Origin of the sequence: Pseudomonas sp. VI4.1 (genome assembly GCF_002029345.1) — a bacterium.
In the GTDB taxonomy this organism is placed as follows: Bacteria; Pseudomonadota; Gammaproteobacteria; order Pseudomonadales; family Pseudomonadaceae; genus Aquipseudomonas.
Window position 1 is genome coordinate 1 of sequence record NZ_MULM01000105.1, and the last position, 20,863, is coordinate 20,863.

Consider the following 20,863-nt stretch of genomic DNA (forward strand, 5'->3'; position numbering starts at 1 on the left):
CTGGCGAAGGCGTCCGTTCAGTGACAACTATGTCGACTGATCCACCGCCTTCGCCAGCAAGCCGGCTCCTACAGGGGGGGGCTTCGTCGTCAGGAAGGGTGTGTCAGGTCTGGGGGATCAGGCTCTGTCGGCAATCGAGCACCAACCGCGCCCCGCCCAGTTCACTGCTACCCAGCTCCAGCGAAAACCCGTGCAAGCTGACAATCGCCGCGACGATCGACAGCCCCAACCCGAAGCCGCTTTGCGGGTTGCCACCTTCGGCGCGGTAGAAACGCTGGAACACCGCTTCCCGTTCACCTTCAGGAATTCCGGGACCGGAGTCGAGCACTTCGATTCGCGTATGCCCACCTTCATCGACCCCACGCAAAATCACCTCGCCACCGGGCGGTGTGAATTTGATCGAGTTGCTCAGCAGGTTCGCCACTGCCTCGAACAACAGCGCCCGGTCGCCATAAAGTGGCGGCAGTGAATCAGGCAATTGCAGCTGGAAACCCAGCTCACCTTCTTCCGCCAACGGCAGATAGAACTCGTGCAGTTCCTGCAATAACGGCCGTGGATCGAGCTGCACGAAACCGGAACGCCGCTGCCGGTCTTCCAGTTCGGAAATGCGCAGCAGTCCGCGAAAACGTGCCATCAAGGTGTCGGCCTCGGCGAGCACCGAGTCCAGTTGCGCCGCCTCCCGCGAGCCTTCGCCCGCCTGTTGCTGCATGCGGTACAACTGCGCGCGCAAGCGGGTCAGCGGGGTGCGCAGGTCATGGGCAATGTTGTCGCATACGCCCTTGACCTCGTTCATCAAGCGTTCGATGCGCTCGAGCATGGCGTTGACGATGGCCGCCAGCATGTCCAGTTCATCGCGGCGGCTGGACAGCGGCAAGCGTCGGGTCAGGTCGCCGGCGACGATCGCTTCGGCGCTGGCCTGGATCCCGCGAATACGCCGCAGGGGGCGGCGGCGCAACAGGTGCCAACCGACGATGCCCGGGATAATGGTCAGGGTCACGCCCCAGAACAACGCATGGAGAATGATCCGGGTCACGGCAAACAGCGAACCGTTGTCCCGCAGCAGCACCAGCCAGCGACCGTCCTGGGCCTGGGTCGCCACCGCGTCGCAACTGTCGTTGGGCAGGGTCGGGTCGTCGGAGTCGGCGCAGTCGCTGAGCATGTGAATCTTGCCGTCAAGCGGCAGGCCTTTGGGGATATGGCGCAGCGCGCCGCTGAGGTAGCGATGGTGTTCATCGAACAGGCCATAGGCGTCGAGGCCAGGAATGTCGAAGCTCATGCTGACGGCGAGGGCGTCGACCAGTTGTTCGCCGGAAAAACGCGAGAACAAGTGCTGGCGTTGCATCAGCGAGTGCTTGGCCAGGTTGTCCAGATAAGCGGACACCTCGTAGTACATGACCCCCATGAGAATCCCGCTCCAGAGCACGAACAGCGAACTGTAGAGCGCCAGCAACCGGCTGCTGGAAGAGCGCCAGCCTTTAGAGGGGTTCGGCAATGACATAACCCGAGCCTCGCACGGTCCGAATCAATGGGACATTGCCGGGCGGGTCGATCTTCTTGCGCAGACGGCCGATGTGGACGTCGATCAAATTGGTGCCGGGGTCGAAGTGGTAACCCCAGACTTCTTCGAAAATCATCATCCGCGACAGGATCTGCCCGGTGTTGCGCATCAGGAATTCCAGCAGCTTGTACTCGGTGGGCAGCAAGGTCAGCAGCTGCCCGTTGCGGCTGGCTTCGTGGCTGATCAGGTTCAGTTCCAGGTCCGCCACCCGCAACGTGGTGGCCTGGGCGGTCACGGTATTCTGTCGGCGCAGCAACACTTCGACCCGGGCCGCCATTTCATCGGTGGCGAAGGGTTTGGTCAGGTAATCGTCACCGCCTGCGCGCAAACCGCGCACCCGCTCATCGACATCGGAGAGGGCGCTGATCATCAGGATAGGCGTGGCCACGCCCATGGTCCGCAGGGTGGTGACAATCGCCAGACCATCAAGCTCGGGCAACATGCGGTCGAGGGTGATCAGGTCGTAGTCGCCACTGACCGCGCGCGCCAGCCCCTCTCGGCCGTTGTCGACCCAATCCACGTCGAGGCCGTGGCTGCTCAATTCGGCGACGATTTCCCGGGCGGTCACGGCGTCGTCTTCGATGGTCAGGATGCGGGTCATGGAGTGGGCCTGTCTGGAGTTCACAACGTTGCGTGGCATTTTGCCAAGAAATGATCGCAGGCTGACTAAATAAAACTTCATGTGACCCTGCCTCAAAGGCAATGCATAAAACCCGCTGCTATTGCCCGATCCTTGCAAATTGCATGGAAATAGGAAGTTCAATCTTTATAAATCATTGAAATTAAACGACTTATATAAAACTCGCGACTGGCACGGTGACTGCACTTGTTCATTCGAAGAGTTGTAACACCATCTTTCTGCCTGGAGCGATAAAACAATGAATAGATCCCCTGATGGTTTCTATCCTGCCGAATACGAATCGAGCTCGCGCTCTGGCGTGTCCTGGGGCGCCATCTTCGCCGGTGCTGCAGCGGCGGCGGCATTGTCGCTGATTCTGGTGCTGCTTGGCTTCGGCCTGGGTTTCTCGGCAGTGTCGCCGTGGGCCAACGAAGGCGTCAGCGCCAAGGGCCTGGGCATTTCCACGATTGTCTGGCTGGCGTTCACCCAGCTCGTGGCCTCCGGGCTTGGCGGTTACATTGCCGGTCGCCTGCGGGTGAAGTGGGCGAACATGCATGGCGATGAGGTGTATTTCCGGGATACCGCCCATGGCTTCCTGGCCTGGTGCGTGGCGACGCTGGTGACGGCGACGCTGATTGTCGGCTCGATCAGCAGCATCGTCAGTGGCGGGTGTGCAGGCTGGCGCCAGCGTGGCCGGCGGCGCCGCCAGTGCCATGACTCAAGCGGCAAGTACCGCGGCGGGCAATACCGACAGTGACCAGTACGGTTACTACATTGACAGCCTGTTCCGCGATGATCGCCCGGCCGCCGTCAGCGATGATGCCGGCCGCGGCACCGTCACCCGCATCTTCGTGCGCAGCCTGAGCGATGGCCAACTGTCTGCCGAAGACCGCACCTACCTGGCGCAACTGGTCGCCCAGCGGACCAACCTCACTCAAGCGGATGCCGAACGTCGTGTCGATGAGGTTTATGCCCGCACCCAGAAAGCCGTGGCCGACGCCAAGCTGGCGGCCCAGCAAGCCGCTGACACCGCTGCGAAGGTGGCTGCAATGACCGCGCTGTGGATGTTCGTTGCGCTGCTGATCGGTGCGTTTTTCGCCAGCTTCGCGGCAACCTTCGGTGGTCGTCGTCGGGATGCGGTCGAGTACATCGAAACTGACGCTTACGTAACCACCACTTCAGTTCCTGTTCGTTAACCCAGGAGAACTCCCATGCGCTCATTACTGCTGTTCTTTCTCGGCATACCTATCCCGATCATCATCCTGATCGCTCTGTTTACCTGATACTACTGAGGTTTGTGCCTCTGCCGCTTCTGCCTTTGGTGGAAGCGGCGTTTTTATTTGGGTGGGCTGATAGTTAGCTTTGTGGTGACTGACAATCCGTCATCGCGAGCAAGCTCGCGATGGGGCCAGGCCAGGCACCACACTTCTGCCTACTCGATCGGCGTACTGACAAACACCTCAAGCCCCTCGGCATATTCGGTAAATGCATTGATCAGCGGAAACCGCGCAGCCTTCACCTGATCCGGCACCACCAGGTTGGTAAAGCTCCAGGCCACTGCCAACGTAATCCCGCCCTGATCAATCGAACCGTCGGTCTTCAGCGGCTGCTTTTGCAGCTCCCGTTCCAGCGCCGAATACGCCGCCGCCAATTGCTCTTCGACCCGTTCCACCCACGGTTCGAATTGAATCTCCACCGGCCGCAGGTTGCGTTCGTAGTACAGCTGCACGGATTTCTCGCAGGCGACCAAGCCCAACCCAATCAGGCGCAACGCCCGCAGTCGTTGATCGAGATCGCCCTGCATCAAACTCTTTCCAGGACCGGCCAGCGCTTCCAGGTAATCGATGATCAGCGTCGAATCCATCAACACTTCACCGTCATCCAGCACCAGGGTCGGCGCCTTGACCACCGGGTTGATCTGCTGGAATTGCTCGAAGTGCCGAAACACCGAAACCGACCGGTGTTCCAGCGCAATACCCAGGTATTTGGCAGAAATGGCGACGCGTCGCACGTAGGGCGAATCCAGCATGCCGATCAGTTTCATTGAACCTCTCCTTCGATGGCCATTTCGGGATGGACAACCTTAGCTGAGGTTCAGCGCACTGCAACCGGCGCTGGGCTAATCCTCGAAACCCACCTGCTCGTGAATCTCATCGACCTTCAACTCCAGTCGGTACGCCACGGCAATGAACAACGCCTGGCACAGGCACAACGTCGCACTCAGCGAACGGAAGGCAAACGAGCTGCCCTCATTGACCAGCAGCACGGTGTTCGCGCGCTTGGCCAGGGGCGAGAGGTTGCTGTCGGTGATGATCAGGGTTTTCGCCTGATGGTGCTGGGCGATGCGCAGGCAGTGCTGGGTTTCCTTGCCATAGGGCGTGAAGCTGATGGCGATCACCAGGTCATTGGCGCGCACGCTGCGCATCTGCTCGCGGTAGCTGCCGCCAAGCCCGGAGACCAGATGGATGCGCTTGTTGGTGTGCTGCAGGTTGTACACCAGGTAATCGGCCACCGCGAAGGAGCGGCGCACCCCGACCACGTAGATGTTGTCGGCGTTCACCACCAGGTCCACGGCCTTGTCGAAGGCCTGGTCATCGAGTTCCAGCCCGAGGCGTTCGATACCCGACAGCGTCGCGTTGATGCACTCGCGCGCGAGGTCGCCGCCGCTGGCCTTCTGCGACTTGTTGGCGATCATGCTGCGGATGCGCTGCTGGTAGTTCTGCACCGGCGTGGTCTTGTGGGTATAGGCCTCGCGAAACAGCGCCTGCATCTCGCTGAACCCACTGAAACCGAAGCGCTGGGAGAACCGCACGATCGCCGATGGATGCACTTCGCATTCCCGGGCGATATCGCTGATGCGGTCGACCATGATCCGGTCGCTCTGCTGGTTCATGTAGCTGGCGATGCGCTTGAGCTGGCGCGGCAGGCTCTCGTATTCCTCGGTGATCAGCGCCAGCAGGCGCTCGGCATTGATCGGGGGGCCAGGATCGCTCACGGGCGTGCTCTCGGTCGTGGCCGGCTGATCGGTGCGGGACATGGGAAATCCTTCTGGCTTGTTCTTATAGAGATGACTTATCAGGTCATCCCCTGACAATAGGTTGGCTATGCGCAGTCTACAGGGTAGGGCCGAGTAAAATCTTGAGCTTGCCGTCGTCGGGGGCTTGCTGAAACGATGCACTGTGCCTGGAGCGCTTGTACCAGAGTTTATTGGAAAAAATATTCCACGTAAAAAATATTTGGAATAATTATTGATTGTTTGGCCTTGGACGTTTTAGTCTGCATCCACCAAGAGTGTTCGGCGCGGTCATCGCCCCGGACGCAGGCTGATAAAAATAACAGGAGCCAACATGGGCCAGACTCGTTTTGCCAGTGGGCGTCAATTGGATCTGATTTGCCTGGGGCGCTTGGCGTCGACCTTTATGCGCAGCAAGTCGGGGCGCGACTGGAAGATGTTTCAAGCTTCGCCAAGTACCTCGGCGGCTCGTCCGCCAACATCGCGTTCGGCACCGCCCGGTTGGGGCTGCGGTCGGCGATGCTGAGTCGGGTGGGGGACGACCACATGGGGCGCTTCCTCATGGAATCGCTGACCCGTGAAGGCTGTGATGTCAGCGGCATCAAGGTCGATCCGGAACGCCTGACCGCCATGGTGCTGCTGGGCCTCAAGGACCGCGAGACCTTTCCTTTGGTGTTCTATCGCGAGAACTGCGCCGACATGGCGCTGCGGGCCGAAGACATCCGCGAAGCCTTCATCGCCTCGAGCAAGGCCCTGCTGATCACCGGCACCCATTTCTCCACCGACGGCGTATACAAGGCGAGCATCCAGGCCCTGGACTACGCCGAAAAACACCAGGTCCAACGCGTGCTGGACATCGACTATCGCCCGGTGCTCTGGGGCCTGGCCGGCAAGGCGGACGGTGAGACCCGTTTCGTCGCCGACCAGAACGTCAGCCAGCATGTGCAGAAAATCCTCCCGCGTTTCGACCTGATCGTCGGCACTGAAGAAGAATTCCTGATTGCCGGCGCGCCGAGGATCTGCTCGGCGCGCTGCGCAACGTCCGGCGGCTGAGCGCGGCGGCCCTGGTGGTCAAGCTGGGCCCGCAGGGCTGCACGGTGATTCATGGCGAAATTCCGGCACGCCTGGAAGACGGTGCGATTTATCCCGGGGTGCGCGTGGAAGTGCTCAACGTATTGGGCGCCGGCGATGCCTTCATCTCGGGCTTCCTCAGCGGTTGGCTGGAGGACGCCAGCGATGAGCGTTGCTGCCAGTTGGCCAATGCCTGCGGCGGCCTGGTGGTGTCGCGCCATGCCTGCGCCCCGGCGATGCCGACCCGGGCCGAACTCGATTACCTGTTCAACAGCCCGGTGCCGATTACCCGGCCGGATCAGGACGTCACCCTGCAACGCCTGCATCAGGTCAGTGTGCCGCGCAAACAGTGGAAGCAATTGTTCATCTTTGCCTTCGACCATCGCTGGCAACTGGTGGAACTGGCCCACAAGGGCGGCCGCGACCTCAACGCCATCAGCGACCTGAAGCAACTGTTCGTCCAGGCCGTGGCGCGGGTCGAAGCCGATCTGCGCGGGCAAGGCATCGACGCCGATGTCGGGCTGCTGGCCGATCAACGCTTCGGCCAGGATTCGCTGAACGCCGCCACCGGTCGCGGTTGGTGGGTGGCGCGGCCGGTGGAGGTGCAAGGGTCGCGGCCGTTGGCGTTCGAACACGGGCGCTCCATCGGCAGCAACCTGATTGCCTGGCCGCAGGAGCAGATCGTCAAGTGCCTGGTGCAATTCCATCCGGACGACGAGCCGATGCTGCGCCTGGAACAGGAAGCGCAGCTGCAGGGGTTGTATCAGGCGTCCCAGGTCAGCGGTCACGAATTGCTGCTGGAAATCGTTCCGCCCAAGGATCATCCGTCGCCACACCCGGACGTGCTGTATCGCGCGCTGAAACGCCTCTACAACCTGGGCATCTACCCGGCGTGGTGGAAGATCGAAGCGCAGAGCGCCGAGGAATGGAAACAACTCGACGAACTGATTCAAGAACGCGATCCGTACTGCCGTGGCGTGGTGCTGCTGGGCTTGAATGCGCCGGCAGCGGCGTTGGCCGAAGGCTTTCAACAGGCCAGTCAGAGCCAGACCTGTCGCGGTTTTGCCGTGGGCCGGACGATCTTTCAGGAACCGAGCCGCGCGTGGCTGGCCGGGGAAATCGATGATGAAACGCTGATTCGCCAGGTGCAGGGCACGTTTGTCGAGTTGATCGATGCCTGGCGCAGCGCCCGCGCCTGACGCAACGCCGCAAAACCCCTGTAGGAGCGGGCTTGCCCGCGAAAGCGGTGTGTCAGGCGATATCAATGTTGAATGTGCCGCCGTCTTCGCGGGCAAGCCCGCTCCTACAAGGGTCCGTGTCGCTCTTACTGGTTATGTAAAACAATAAAAGGTGCAGCCATGCCCGCTATCCGAATTGGTATCAACCCGATCTCCTGGAGCAACGACGACCTGCCGGCCCTCGGTGGCGAGACGCCGCTGAGCACCGCTCTGAGCGAAGGCCAGGACATCGGCTACGAAGGTTTCGAACTCAACGGCAAGTTCCCCAAGGACGCCAAAGGCGTTGGCGATGTGCTGCGCCCGTATGACCTGGCGCTGGTGTCCGGCTGGTATTCCAGTCGCCTGGCCCGGCGGTCGGTGGTCGAGGAAATCGACGCCATCGCCAGCCATGTCGAGCTGCTGGCGCAGAACGGCGCCACAGTGCTGGTTTACGGTGAAGTCGCCGACTCCATTCAAGGCCAGCGCATCCCACTGGTGGAACGTCCGCAGTTCCACACCGAGCAGGCGTGGCAGGAATACGCCGACAAACTCACCGAACTGGCCCGTTTCACCCTGTCCCAGGGTGTGCGCCTGGCCTATCACCACCACATGGGCGCCTACGTGCTCGCCGGCGGACATCGACAAACTGATGGCGCTGACCGGCAGCGAAGTCGGCCTGCTGTTCGACTCGGGCCATTGCTACATGGGGGGCGGCGAACCCTTGCACGTGCTGCGCAAACACATCGAACGCATCTGCCACGTGCACTTCAAGGACGTGCGCAAGCCGGTGGTGCAACTGGCGCGCAACGACCTGTGGAGCTTCCCCGACTGCATCATCAACGGCACCTTCACCGTGCCCGGCGATGGTGATATCGACTTCGGCGCCTTGCTCGACGTGCTGCTGGCCGCCGATTACCAGGGCTGGCTGGTGGTCGAAGCGGAACAGGATCCGGCAGTCGCGCCAAGTTATGCCTACGCCAAGAAAGGCTACGACACCTTGCGTGCACTGCTCGACGGGAGGACTGCGGCATGAGCCTGCTGGTCAAAGGCAACGCCCATGGCCGGACCATGGTCGAGTTGGGTCAAGGGGCGCTGGAATACGTCGGCTTCGCCGCTTACCGCTTGAGTCCCGGCGAAACCCTGCCGGTCTCGGCGGGTGATAAGGAGCTGTGCCTGGTACTGCTCAGCGGTCGGGTCAGCATCCAGGGCGAAGCGCCGGGGCAGGGCACGTTCGACTGGGACAACATCGGCGATCGCCAGTCGGTGTTCGAAGACAAATCGCCGTTCGCCGCGTACTTGCCACCGGGCAGCCAGGCGCAAGTCGTGGCGCTGAACGAGGTGCAAATCGCCGTGTGTGCCGCGCCTGGCTCAACCGTAAATGGCCTCGGCCCACGCCTGATCAAACCCGACAGCATGAAGCGCAGTGTGCGCGGCAAGGGCGCCAACACCCGCTACGTCTGCGACATCCTGCCGGACACCGAACCCGCCCATTCGCTGCTGGTGGTGGAAGTGCGCACGCCGTCGGGGCATTCGTCGAGCTACCCGCCGCACAAGCACGACACCGACGACCTGCCGCACCAGAGCTTTCTCGAAGAAACCTATTACCACCAGGTCAACCCGCCCCAGGGCTTCGTGTTCCAGCGGGTGTACACCGACGACCGCAGCATCGATCAGGCCATGGCCGTGGAGAACAGCGACCTGGTGGTCGTGCCCAAGGGCTACCACCCGGTCAGCGTGCCCTACGGCTACGAGTCGTATTACCTGAATGTGATGGCCGGGCCCAAACGCGTCTGGCAGTTCCATAACGATCCGCAGCACAGCTGGCTGCTCGATCTCTGACCCGAAAAGCCTGAATGCCTACTTCTGCACGGAGAACAATAACGATGAGCGACACCCCGATAATCGGCCATTACATCCACGGTCAGGTGCAAGACAGCGCCAGTGAGCGATTCAGCAAGGTGTTCAATCCGGCCACCGGTGCGGTGCAGGCGCGAGTCGGGCTGGCCAGCCAGAACACCGTGGACGAGGCTGTCGCATCGGCACTCAAAGCCTTCCCCGCCTGGTCCGAGCAATCGTCCCTGCGCCGTTCGCGGGTGATGTTCAAGTTCAAGGAACTGCTCGACCGCCATCATGACGAACTGGCACAAATCATCTGCCGCGAACACGGCAAGGTGTTTTCCGACGCCAAGGGCGAAGTCACCCGCGGCATCGAGATCGTCGAATACGCCTGCGGTGCGCCGAACCTGCTCAAGACCGAGTTCAGCGACAACATCGGCGGCGGCATCGACAACTGGAACCTGCGTCAGCCCCTGGGAGTCTGCGCCGGCGTCACCCCGTTCAATTTTCCGGTGATGGTGCCGCTGTGGATGATCCCGCTTGCGCTGGTCACCGGTAATTGCTTCATCCTCAAGCCGTCCGAGCGCGATCCGTCCGCCAGCCTGCTGATGGCGCGCCTGCTGACGGAAGCCGGGTTGCCGGACGGTGTGTTCAACGTGGTCCAGGGCGACAAGGCGGCGGTCGACGCCTTGCTGCAACACCCGGACATCGAGGCGATTTCCTTTGTCGGTTCGACGCCGATTGCCGAGTACATCCACCAGCAGGCCACCGCCCGCGGCAAACGCGTGCAGGCGCTGGGCGGGGCGAAAAATCACATGATCGTCATGCCCGATGCCGATCTGGATCAAGCGGCAGATGCCTTGATCGGCGCGGCGTACGGCTCGGCCGGCGAACGCTGCATGGCGATCTCGATTGCCGTGGCGGTGGGCGATGTCGGCGACCAATTGATTGCCAAACTGTTGCCGCGCATCGATCAGCTCAAGGTCGGCAACGGCCTGCAGGGCGACACCGACATGGGGCCGCTGGTGACCGCCGAACACAAGGCCAAGGTCGAAGGGTTTATCGGTGAGGGCGTGGCCCAGGGCGCGCAGCTGATTGTCGACGGTCGCGGGTTCAAGGTACCGGGCGCTGAAAACGGCTTCTTCGTTGGCGCGACCCTGTTCGATCAGGTCACGACGGACATGAGCATCTATCAGCAAGAGATTTTCGGCCCGGTGCTGGGCATTGTCCGCGTTCCTGACTTTGCCAGCGCCGTTGCCTTGATCAACGCCCACGAGTTCGGCAATGGCGTGTCGTGTTTCACCAGCGACGGCGGCATTGCCCGCGCCTTCGCCCGCAACATCAAGGTCGGCATGGTTGGCATCAACGTGCCGATCCCGGTGCCGATGGCCTGGCACTCGTTCGGTGGCTGGAAGCGCTCGCTGTTCGGCGATCACCATGCCTACGGGGAAGAGGGCATCCGTTTCTACAGTCGCTACAAAAGCGTGATGCAGCGCTGGCCCGACAGCATCGCCAAGGGCCCTGAATTCAGCATGCCGACAGCCAAATAATGCACCTGTGCGGAGCACAACAATAATGAGCAAACCCCTGCGTTTCGCCCTGAACCGTATGGTCGCCCCCCGTTTGTCCCTGCCGGCGTTCATCGAGCTGGCGGTGACCCTCAAGGCCGACGCCATCGAGATCCGCAACGACCTCAAGGGCATCGAGATCGAGGACGGCACCGCACCCGAACACGTACGTGAGTTGTGCGCGGCCAAAGGCATCAGCGTGCTGTCAATCAATGCGCTGTACCCCTTCGATGTGTGGAGCGACGAGCGCCGGGCGCAGGCCTTGAAGCTGGCCGCTTATGCCCGTGATTGCGGCGCCCGGGGCTTGGTCATGTGCCCGTTGAACGACCGCGCCGACTCGCGCAGCGAAGCCGAGCGCGCGTCAGGCCTGCGCACGGCGTTGAGACAGCTGGCGCCGATCCTGCGTGATCACGGGATTCTCGGTTTCATCGAGCCCCTGGGTTTCGAAGAGTGCTCGCTGCGCCGCAAACGCACGGCGGTGGACGCGCTCAAGGCCATCGGCGGGCTGGATGTGTTCCGCCTGGTGCACGACACCTTCCACCATCACCTGGCCGGCGAACATGAGTTTTTCCCTGAACTGACCGGGCTGGTGCACATCTCCGGGGTCGAGGATGCCGAGGCGCCACTGAACAGCATTCGCGATGGCCATCGGGTGCTGGTGGGCGAGGGCGACATTCTCGGTAACTCGGCGCAGATCGACACCTTGCTGAGCAGCGGGTACAGCGGCTACCTGTCGTTCGAGCCGTTTGCCGAGAGCGTGCATGGGTTGGCGGATATCGAGCAGGCGATCGGCGCGAGCATGGATCACCTGCAAAAAACTCAAGGCTGATAAAGATCCCCTGTGGGAGCGCATTTCAAGGCACAGCGGATTTGGCTTTAAAGGAAGGTGCAAGCATGACCACAACAAGACTGACCATGGCCCAGGCCCTGGTGAAATTCCTCGATAACCAGTACATCGAGGTCGACGGCGTCCAAAGCAAATTCGTCGCCGGGATCTTTACCATTTTCGGTCACGGCAATGTGCTCGGCCTGGGGCAAGCCCTGGAGCAGGACAGCGGTGACCTGATCGTCCATCAGGGCCGCAACGAGCAAGGCATGGCCCATGCCGCCATCGGCTTCGCCAAGCAAAATCTGCGGCGCAAGATCTACGCCTGTTCCTCATCGGTCGGCCCCGGCGCGGCGAACATGCTGACCGCTGCCGCGACGGCAACGGCCAACCGCATTCCCTTGCTGCTGTTGCCCGGCGACGTCTACGCCTGCCGCCAGCCGGACCCGGTGCTGCAACAGATCGAGCAGTTCCACGACCTGAGCATCAGCACCAACGACGCGTTCAAGGCCGTGAGCAAATACTGGGACCGGATCAACCGCCCCGAGCAACTGATGAGCGCGGCGATCCACGCCATGCGCGTGCTCACCGACCCCGCCGAAACCGGCGCAGTGACCCTGGCCTTGCCGCAGGACGTTCAAGCCGAGGCCTACGACTACCCGGATTACTTCCTGCAAAAACGCGTGCACCGCATCGAGCGTCGTCCGGCCACTGCAGCGATGCTCGGTGATGCGCTCGCGCTGTTCAAAGGCAAGCGCAAACCGCTGATTATCTGCGGCGGCGGGGTCAAGTACTCCGGGGCCAACGCCGCATTGCAGGCGTTTGCCGAGCGCTTTGCGATCCCCTTTGCCGAAACCCAGGCCGGCAAGAGCGCGGTGGTGTCCAGCCATCCGCTGAACGTCGGCGGCATCGGCGAAACCGGGTGCCTGGCCGCGAACCTGCTGGCCAGGGACGCTGATCTGATCATCGGGATCGGCACCCGCTACAGCGACTTCACCACGGCGTCGAAGTCCTTGTTCCAGGATCCGCAGGTGCAATTTCTCAACCTCAACATCAGCCCCTGCGATGCCCTGAAACTCGACGGCGTGCAGCTGCTGGCAGATGCCAGAACCGGTTTGCAGGCACTGGCCGAAGCTCTGGGCGATTACCGCTCGGGCTGGGGCGACCAACCCCGTCAGGCCAAGGCGCAGCTGGATGAGGAAGTCGATCGCCTGTATCAGGTGCAATACCAGGCCGAGGATTTCGTTCCGGAAATCAACGACCACCTGGACCCGGCGGTGCTGCGCGAATTCATCGAGCTGACCGGCTCCTGCCTGACCCAGAGCTGCGTGCTCGGCGTGCTCAATCAAACCCTGGCCGACGACGCGGTGATCGTCGCCGCCGCCGGCAGCCTGCCCGGCGACTTGCAGCGCAGCTGGCGCAGCAAGGGCGTCAACACTTACCACGTCGAGTACGGCTATTCCTGCATGGGTTACGAGGTCAACGCCGCGCTGGGGGTGAAGCTCGCCGAGCCTGAGCGCGAGGTCTATGCGCTGGTGGGCGACGGCTCCTACATGATGCTGCACTCGGAGCTGGCCACCTCGATCCAGGAGCGACGCAAGATCAACGTGGTGCTGCTCGACAACATGACCTTCGGCTGCATCAACAACCTGCAGATGGGCAACGGCATGGACAGCTTTGGCACCGAGTTCCGTTTCCGCAACCCGGAAACCGGCAAGCTCGACGGCGGTTTCGTGCCGGTGGATTTCGCCATGAGCGCGGCGGCCTACGGTTGCAAGACCTACAAGGTGAACACGGTTGAAGAGCTGCAAGCCGCGCTGGCCGATGCGAGCTTGCAGACGGTGTCGACGCTGATCGACATCAAGGTCCTGCCCAAGACCATGATTCACGGCTACCTGTCGTGGTGGCGGGTCGGCGTGGCGCAAGTCTCCACCAGTGCCCGCACCAACGAAGTGGCCAAGACCCTCAACGAACGACTGGCCAAGGCCCGTCAGTACTGATTGCCCTGAATCGAACAACCACAAGGAGTCCGCACATGTCATTGAAGTTAGGCGTCATCGGCACCGGGGCCATCGGCCAGGACCACATCCGTCGTTGCAGCCAGACCTTGCTCAATAGCCAGGTCGTTGCCGTGACCGACATCAACCTGCAGCAGGCGGCGAACGTCGTTTCCGAGCTGAAGCTGACCGCCGAGGTCTATCCCGACGGGCACTCACTGATCAAGGCGCCGGAAGTCGAGGCCATTCTCGTCACCTCCTGGGGCCCGACCCATGAAGAATTCGTGTTGGCGGCGATTGCCGCGGGCAAGCCGGTGTTCTGCGAGAAGCCGCTGGCCGTCACAGCCGAAGGCTGCCGCAAGATCGTCGACGCCGAAGTGGCTTACGGCAAACGCCTGGTCCAGGTCGGTTTCATGCGGCCGTACGACGAAGGTTATCGGGCACTCAAAGCGGTGATCGACAGCGGCCAGATCGGCGAGCCATTGATGCTGCATTGCGCGCACCGCAACCCGACAGTGGGTGAGAACTACAAGACTGACATGGCGATCACCGACACGCTGATCCACGAACTGGATGTGCTGCGCTGGTTGCTCGACGATGACTACGTGTCGGTGCAGGTGGTGTTCCCGCGCAAGACCAGCAAAGCCCTGGCGCATTTGAAAGACCCGCAGATCGTGCTGCTGGAAACCGCCAAGGGCACGCGCATCGACGTCGAAGTGTTCGTCAATTGCCAATATGGCTACGACATCCAGTGCGAAGTGGTGGGGGAGACCGGCATCGCCAAACTGCCGGAGCCGCAACAGGTGCAATTGCGCAGTGGCGCGAAGCTGTCCAACGCGATTCTGATGGACTGGAAGGACCGCTTCATCGCCGCCTATGACGTCGAGCTGCAGGCCTTTATCGATGGCGTGCGGGCCGGGCAGGTGGGTGGGCCTTCGGCGTGGGACGGTTTTGCCGCGGCAGTGGCGGCGGATGCCTGCATCGAAGCGCAAAACAGCGGCCAGATCGTCAAGGTCGCACTCCCTGACCGCCCCCACTTCTACGGCTAACCCCTTTCCCCCTGTAGGAGCTGGCTTTCCAGCGAAAGCGGTGTCACTGGCAACAATGATGTTGAATGTGCTGCCGCCATCGCGGGCAAGCCCGCTCCCACAGATTCCGTGTTCACCCAGTAAGCGGTTACAGAACAATAAGAAGGAATGCACACATGCGTATCGGACTTGTCGGTTACGGCCACGGTGGCCGGTTTTTCCATGCTCCGCTGATCAGCAGTTTGCCGGCGGCGAAGTTTGTCGGGGTGGTGACCCGCTCACCGGAGCGCCGACAGTTGCTGGCGGCCGAGCATCCGGGCGTGCCGGCCTTCGACAGCATCGGCCAGCTGGTGGAAGCCGGGATCGATGTGCTGGTGGTGTCGACGCCGCTCAAGGGGCGTCCGGCGCTGGTGCTCGACGGTATCGAACACGGTGTGGCAGTGGTCAGCGACAAGCCGTTCGCCGCCGATGCGCAGCAGGCGCAAACCCTGATCACCATGGCCGAGCGCCAGGGCGTGCGGCTCAGCGTCTATCAGAACCGGCGCTGGGACTCGGACTTCCTCACGGTGCGCAAACTCATCGAGTCTGGCGCGTTGGGGCAGGTCAGCCGTTTCGAATCGCGGATCGAACGTTACTCGCCGCAGTCGGTGAACAACGGCAGCGGCGGCGGTTTCCTGCGCGATCTGGGCAGCCATCTGGTGGATCAGGCGCTCCTGTTGTTCGGCCCGGTGCAACGGGTTTATGCCGAACTCGATTATCTGGAGCCGGGCCAGGCCTTCGACGATGGCTTCTTCATGGCCCTGACCCACGCCAGTGGCGTGACCTCGCACCTGGGCGGCAGTTGTCGGCAAAACACCCCCGGGCCGCGCTTTCGGGTGACCGGCACCCTGGGGTGCTACAGCGTCGACGGTCTGGACGGGCAGGAGGCAGCGTCGCTCGCCGGGCTCACACCCAGGTCCGAAGGCGAACGCTGGGGCGTTGAAGAGCATCGTCGCTGGGGCTGGTTCGAGCAGGGCGAGGAGCGCGAGCGGGTGCCCTCCGAGCGAGGCTGCTGGAATCAGTTCTATTTACAGCTGCAAACCGCGTTACACAGCGGTGGCCCACTGCCCGTGGACGCCCGTGATGCACTGGCGACAACCCGCGTGCTAGACGCTGCGCGGCTCAGTGCCGAACGCCGGCTAGTGGTGGAATTGAGCCCGTTCGGGCCTCATGGAATAAAATCATAGAAAAATTCTAAAATGAGTTGATATGGAAATTAATTTCCAATAAAGTCATTTCCAGCGCCCTGCCATGCGCTACGTTTCAACGCTTTTCCCGCTCGTCCGTTCACTGAAATCGTCACGCCTTATCCATAAAACCAACAAGAATGTGGAGAAAGACTTTTCATGAAGACCAGGATCCGTTTCGCCTCACTTGCCCTGTCCCTGATGTTCGCCAGCGGCGCTGCGCTCGCCGACATGAAGATCGGCGTCAGCATGTCGCAGTTCGATGACACCTGGCTGACCTACCTGCGCGAATCCATGGACCAGAAAGCCAAGTCCTATCCCGACGGCGTCCAGCTGCAGTTCGAAGACGCACGCAGCGACGTGGTCAAGCAACTGAGCCAGGTGGAAAGCTTTATCAGTCAGAAAGTCGACGCCATCGTGGTCAACCCGGTGGATACCGCCGCCACCAGAAAAATCACCCAGGCCGCAGTCAAGGCCGGTATCCCGCTGGTCTATGTCAACCGTCGTCCCGATGACCTGAACCTGCCCAAAGGCGTGGTTACCGTCGCCTCCAACGATCGGGAGGCTGGCGAAATGCAGATGCAGTACCTGGCCGACAAGATGGGCGGCAAGGGCGATATCGTGATTCTGCTGGGCGACCTCGCGAACAATTCCACCACCAACCGCACCCAGGGCGTCAAGGAGGTGCTGGCCAAATACCCGAACATCAAGATCGAGCAAGAGCAGACCGGCATCTGGCTGCGGGATAAAGGCATGACCCTGGTCAACGACTGGCTGACCCAGGGCCGCAAGTTCGACGCCGTGGTCTCGAACAACGACGAGATGGCCATCGGTGCCGCGATGGCCCTGCAACAGGCCGGCGTGGCCAAGGGCAGTGTGTTGATCGCCGGAGTCGACGGTACGCCGGATGGCTTGAACGCGGTGAAGAAGGGGGCGCTGGCGGCGTCGGTGTTCCAGGACGCCAAGGGCCAGGCTGACGGCTCGATCGACACCGCGGTGAAAATGGCGAAAAACGAGCCGGTCGAGTCGGCGGTGTGGGTGCCGTTTCGCCTGATCACCCCGGACAACGTCGACCAGTTCAAATAGTCCTTCCGTTCAATAACAACAATAAGCACGCAAGGGGCAAGCGCGACCTTGCTGATGGAGTACCTGATCATGTTCGCTTCAGCGACCGCTTCGAGCCCCCCGATGGTGGGTGTCCTGCCAACTGCAATGCCTGTCGATGAGCCGTACCTGCTGGAGATCATCAACGTCAGCAAGGGGTTTCCCGGTGTGGTGGCCCTGTCCGATGTGCAGCTGCGGGTCCGCCCCGGTTCCGTGCTGGCGCTGATGGGCGAAAATGGCGCAGGCAAATCCACCCTGATGAAAATCATCGCCGGCATCTACCAGCCGGATGCCGGCGAACTGCGCCTGCGGGGTCAACCGGTGGTGTTCGAGACGCCACTGGCGGCGCTGCAGGCCGGGATCGCGATGATCCACCAGGAACTCAACCTGATGCCGCACATGAGCATCGCCGAGAACATCTGGATTGGCCGGGAACAGCTCAACGGCCTGCACATGATCGACCACCGCGAGATGCACCGCTGCACGGCGAAGCTGCTGGAGCGGCTGCGCATCGACCTCGACCCGGAAGAGCAGGTCGGCAACCTGAGCATCGCCGAGCGGCAGATGGTCGAGATTGCCAAGGCGGTGTCCTACGACTCGGACATCCTGATCATGGACGAACCGACCTCGGCCATTACCGACAAGGAAGTCGCCCACCTGTTTTCGATCATTGCCGACCTCAAGCGCCAGGGCAAAGGCATCATCTACATCACCCACAAGATGAACGAAGTGTTCAGCATCGCCGATGAAGTGGCGGTGTTCCGTGACGGCGCCTACATCGGCCTGCAGCGGGCCGACAGCATGGACGGCGACAGCCTGATTTCGATGATGGTCGGGCGCGAACTGAGCCAGCTGTTCCCGGTGCGCGAGACGCCGATCGGCGAGCTGTTGCTGTCGGTGCGCGACCTCAAGCTCGACGGCATTTTCAAGGACGTGTCCTTCGACCTGCATGTCGGCGAGATTCTTGGCATCGCCGGGTTGATGGGCTCGGGGCGGACCAATGTCGCCGAGGCGATCTTCGGCATCACCCCGAGCGACGGTGGCGAGATGCGGCTGGATGGCGAGGTGGTGCGCATTACCGATCCGCACATGGCCATCGAGAAGGGCTTCGCGCTGTTGACCGAGGATCGCAAGCTCAGCGGCCTGTTCCCGTGCCTGTCGGTCCTGGAAAACATGGAAATGGCCGTGCTGCCGCACTACGCCGGCCACGGATTCATCCAGCAAAAAGCCCTGCGCGCCTTGTGCGAAGACATGTGCAAGAAGCTGCGGGTGAAAACCCCGTCGCTCGAGCAGTGCATCGACACGCTGTCCGGCGGTAATCAGCAGAAGGCCTTGCTGGCGCGCTGGCTGATGACCAACCCGCGAATCCTGATTCTCGACGAGCCGACCCGCGGCATCGATGTCGGCGCCAAGGCCGAGATCTATCGGCTTATTTCCTACCTGGCCAGCGAGGGCATGGCGGTGATCATGATTTCCTCGGAACTGCCGGAGGTACTCGGCATGAGCGACCGGGTGATGGTCATGCACGAGGGCGATCTGATGGGCACCCTCGACCGCAGCGAAGCGACCCAGGAACGGGTGATGCAACTGGCCTCGGGCATGTCCGCGGTTCACTAATGGATGCCGGCGCTGGCTCGGCCAGCGTCAAAGACGCGATAGAAGGGTGATGGGTTATGAACGCGATACTGGAAAACAAGCCAGCAACGGTACCGGTCAAGAGTCGCCGGCGCTTTCCGACCGAATTGAGTATCTTCCTGGTGCTGATCGGCATCGGCCTGGTGTTCGAAGTGTTCGGCTGGATCGTGCGCGACCAGAGCTTCCTGATGAACTCCCAGCGCCTGGTGCTGATGATCCTGCAAGTGTCGATCATCGGCCTGCTGGGCCATCGGCGTCACTCAGGTCATCATTACCACCGGTATCGACCTGTCCTCTGGCTCGGTGCTGGCGCTGTCGGCGATGATCGCCGCCAGCCTGGCCCAGACCTCCGACTTTACCCGGGCGGTGTTCCCCTCGCTGACCGACTTGCCGGTGTGGATTCCGGTGATCGCGGGGCTTGGCGTGGGGTTGCTGGCGGGGGCGATCAACGGCAGCATCATTGCCATCACCGGCATCCCACCGTTCATTGCCACCCTCGGCATGATGGTATCGGCGCGCGGCCTGGCGCAGTTACTACACCGAAGGGCAGCCGGTGAGCATGCTGTCGGACTCCTACACCGCCATCGGCCACGGCGCGATGCCGGTGGTGATTTTCCTGGTGGTCGCGGTGATCTTTCACATCGCGTTGCGTTACACCAAGTACGGCAAGTACACCTATGCCATCGGCGGCAACATGCAGGCGGCGCGCACCTCGGGGATCAACGTCAAGCGCCATCTGGTGATCGTCTACAGCATCGCCGGGCTGCTTGCCGGCCTGGCAGGGGTGGTGGCTTCGGCACGCGCGGCGACCGGGCAGGCGGGGATGGGCATGTCGTATGAGCTGGACGCGATTGCCGCGGCAGTGATCGGCGGCACCAGCCTGGCCGGTGGGGTGGGGCGCATCACCGGCACCGTGATCGGCGCACTGATCCTCGGGGTGATGGCCAGCGGCTTTACCTTTGTCGGGGTTGATGCGTATATTCAGGACATCATCAAGGGCTTGATCATTGTGTTAGCGGTGGTGATCGACCAATACCGCAACAAGCGTAAACTCAAGCGCTGAAACCGAAGCAAACCGCAAAAAGCGCCACGCCTGACCCGCGTGGCGCAGCCGTTTGTCTTCTCTGTAAAGCCGCTCGATGGAATTTCTTGCTATAAACGCACTCCGATAACCACCGCATAGCCTGCCATAGAGCACTTTCGGGGCTTTGTCGGACGAATTCGCTGTCTTTTCAGTTGCTGAGGCCTCAAGTCGGCCTTAGACTGCCGCCCCTCGTAAATTGAGTGCCGGGTGGCGCTTGGAACAACTGGCGCCTTTCCGCTGACCGACCAGGTCCGCCGGAACGCTCCCTTATTCGCCTTAATGCACGTTTTTTTATAGAGAAATCAATGACAAAGGACAAGTTGCTGGCCATGCCGGCGGATGACTACATGAATGCCGAGCAACATGCTTTTTTCTCCGAGCTGTTGCAGAACATGAAAGTCGAAACCCACGAGCGCATCGAACAGAACCGCATCGCCATCGAGAGCCTGGATACGCCGGCCGACCCGGCTGACGCTGCGTCTGTCGAAGAAGAGCGCACCTGGCTGGTGAACGCGATCGATCGCGACCAGCGCATGCTGCCTCAGTTGGAACAGGCGCTGGAGCGCATCAAGGAAGACAGCTTCGGCTGGTGCGACGACAGCGGCGAGGCCATTGGCCTCAAGCGCCTGCTGATCAGCCCGACCACCAAGTACTGCATCGAAGCTCAAGAGCGTCACGAGCAGATCGACAAGCACCAGCGTCAGGCCTGATTCAGTAGCGCGATTCAGTAGCGCCCCCATCGCGGGCAAGCCCGCTCCCACAGGTTCATGCATACCTTGTGGGAGCGGGCTTGCCCGCGATGCTTTTCGACGTCTGCGAAAAACCCCGCGCACTTCTATTGATCTGCTGCAACGCCCACGACTAACGGACCATAGATAATGGCCTTGTAGTGGCGTTTAATGCGGACACAACAATTAGAAGCTGCATGGGGTGACAACGATGAAGCAAGACGGGTCTCTGGCCGCGGCAGTGCCCGCAGCCGTACTTCTGCCGAAAAAACGGTGGCTCACGCCGACCCTGCAAAGCATCGCCCTGATGCTCCTGTTGTGTGGCATGGCGCTGGGTGGCGGCTCGCTTTATC

General features: G+C 61.7%; 13 protein-coding genes and 4 pseudogenes. 13 read left to right on the plus strand and 4 right to left on the minus strand.

What is annotated here, in order from left to right; translation table 11 throughout:
* Positions 1-103: 103 nt before the first annotated feature.
* Together BZ163_RS05655 and BZ163_RS05660 are read right to left on the minus strand one after the other, a co-directional pair.
* The gene (locus BZ163_RS05655) at positions 104-1,498 is read right to left on the minus strand and encodes a HAMP domain-containing sensor histidine kinase (protein WP_128870113.1); all 1,395 of its coding nucleotides are present in this window, start codon (positions 1,496-1,498) and stop codon (positions 104-106) included.
* Positions 1,476-2,159, minus strand: a complete 684-nt coding sequence (locus BZ163_RS05660; protein ID WP_128870114.1) for a response regulator transcription factor — start codon at positions 2,157-2,159, stop codon at positions 1,476-1,478. Before BZ163_RS05660 ends, BZ163_RS05655 begins: the two co-directional genes overlap by 23 nt.
* A gap of 277 nt (positions 2,160-2,436) precedes the next feature.
* On the opposite strand from BZ163_RS05660, the pseudogene BZ163_RS05665 reads away from it, so the two are divergent.
* Positions 2,437-3,373 (plus strand): annotated as a pseudogene (locus BZ163_RS05665) (hypothetical protein).
* A 236-nt stretch (positions 3,374-3,609) separates the two neighbouring features.
* Here the strand turns inward: BZ163_RS05665 and BZ163_RS05670 are convergent.
* Together BZ163_RS05670 and BZ163_RS05675 are read right to left on the minus strand one after the other, a co-directional pair.
* Positions 3,610-4,221: a glutathione S-transferase gene (locus tag BZ163_RS05670; protein ID WP_128870115.1), complete on the minus strand. Its 612-nt coding sequence runs from the start codon at positions 4,219-4,221 to the stop codon at positions 3,610-3,612.
* A gap of 75 nt (positions 4,222-4,296) precedes the next feature.
* Positions 4,297-5,214, minus strand: a complete 918-nt coding sequence (locus BZ163_RS05675) for a MurR/RpiR family transcriptional regulator (RefSeq protein ID WP_128870116.1) — start codon at positions 5,212-5,214, stop codon at positions 4,297-4,299.
* A 310-nt stretch (positions 5,215-5,524) separates the two neighbouring features.
* Here BZ163_RS05675 and iolC point away from each other — a divergent pair.
* From iolC to BZ163_RS05740, 12 genes and pseudogenes are all read left to right on the plus strand, one after another.
* Positions 5,525-7,460: pseudogene (gene iolC, locus BZ163_RS05680) on the plus strand (5-dehydro-2-deoxygluconokinase).
* Positions 7,461-7,619: 159 nt separating this feature from the next.
* Positions 7,620-8,511: pseudogene (gene iolE / locus BZ163_RS05690) on the plus strand (myo-inosose-2 dehydratase).
* Positions 8,508-9,317, plus strand: coding sequence for a 5-deoxy-glucuronate isomerase (gene iolB / locus BZ163_RS05695; protein ID WP_128870117.1), 810 nt, complete (start codon positions 8,508-8,510; stop codon positions 9,315-9,317). The pseudogene iolE and the gene iolB overlap by 4 nt, the downstream one beginning before the upstream one ends.
* 44 nt (positions 9,318-9,361) lie before the next feature.
* On the plus strand, positions 9,362-10,864 hold the full coding sequence (locus tag BZ163_RS05700; protein WP_128870118.1) for a CoA-acylating methylmalonate-semialdehyde dehydrogenase: 1,503 nt from the start codon (positions 9,362-9,364) through the stop codon (positions 10,862-10,864).
* A gap of 25 nt (positions 10,865-10,889) precedes the next feature.
* Positions 10,890-11,711: a TIM barrel protein gene (locus BZ163_RS05705; protein ID WP_128870119.1), complete on the plus strand. Its 822-nt coding sequence runs from the start codon at positions 10,890-10,892 to the stop codon at positions 11,709-11,711.
* 65 nt (positions 11,712-11,776) lie between these two features.
* Positions 11,777-13,708, plus strand: coding sequence for a 3D-(3,5/4)-trihydroxycyclohexane-1,2-dione acylhydrolase (decyclizing) (gene iolD / locus BZ163_RS05710; RefSeq protein ID WP_128870120.1), 1,932 nt, complete (start codon positions 11,777-11,779; stop codon positions 13,706-13,708).
* A gap of 35 nt (positions 13,709-13,743) precedes the next feature.
* The gene (locus BZ163_RS05715) at positions 13,744-14,754 is read left to right on the plus strand and encodes a Gfo/Idh/MocA family protein (protein ID WP_128870121.1); all 1,011 of its coding nucleotides are present in this window, start codon (positions 13,744-13,746) and stop codon (positions 14,752-14,754) included.
* Positions 14,755-14,909: 155 nt separating this feature from the next.
* Positions 14,910-15,959: a Gfo/Idh/MocA family protein gene (locus BZ163_RS05720; protein WP_128870122.1), complete on the plus strand. Its 1,050-nt coding sequence runs from the start codon at positions 14,910-14,912 to the stop codon at positions 15,957-15,959.
* A 159-nt stretch (positions 15,960-16,118) separates the two neighbouring features.
* Complete coding sequence (locus BZ163_RS05725) at positions 16,119-17,045, plus strand: sugar ABC transporter substrate-binding protein (RefSeq protein WP_128870123.1); 927 nt, start codon at positions 16,119-16,121, stop codon at positions 17,043-17,045.
* Positions 17,046-17,114: 69 nt separating this feature from the next.
* The gene (locus BZ163_RS05730; RefSeq protein ID WP_128870124.1) at positions 17,115-18,680 is read left to right on the plus strand and encodes a sugar ABC transporter ATP-binding protein; all 1,566 of its coding nucleotides are present in this window, start codon (positions 17,115-17,117) and stop codon (positions 18,678-18,680) included.
* Between the two features lie 56 nt (positions 18,681-18,736).
* Positions 18,737-19,761 (plus strand): annotated as a pseudogene (locus BZ163_RS05735) (ABC transporter permease).
* 326 nt (positions 19,762-20,087) lie between these two features.
* The gene (locus tag BZ163_RS05740; protein WP_007907888.1) at positions 20,088-20,492 is read left to right on the plus strand and encodes a TraR/DksA family transcriptional regulator; all 405 of its coding nucleotides are present in this window, start codon (positions 20,088-20,090) and stop codon (positions 20,490-20,492) included.
* The last annotated feature ends 371 nt before the right edge of the window (positions 20,493-20,863 follow it).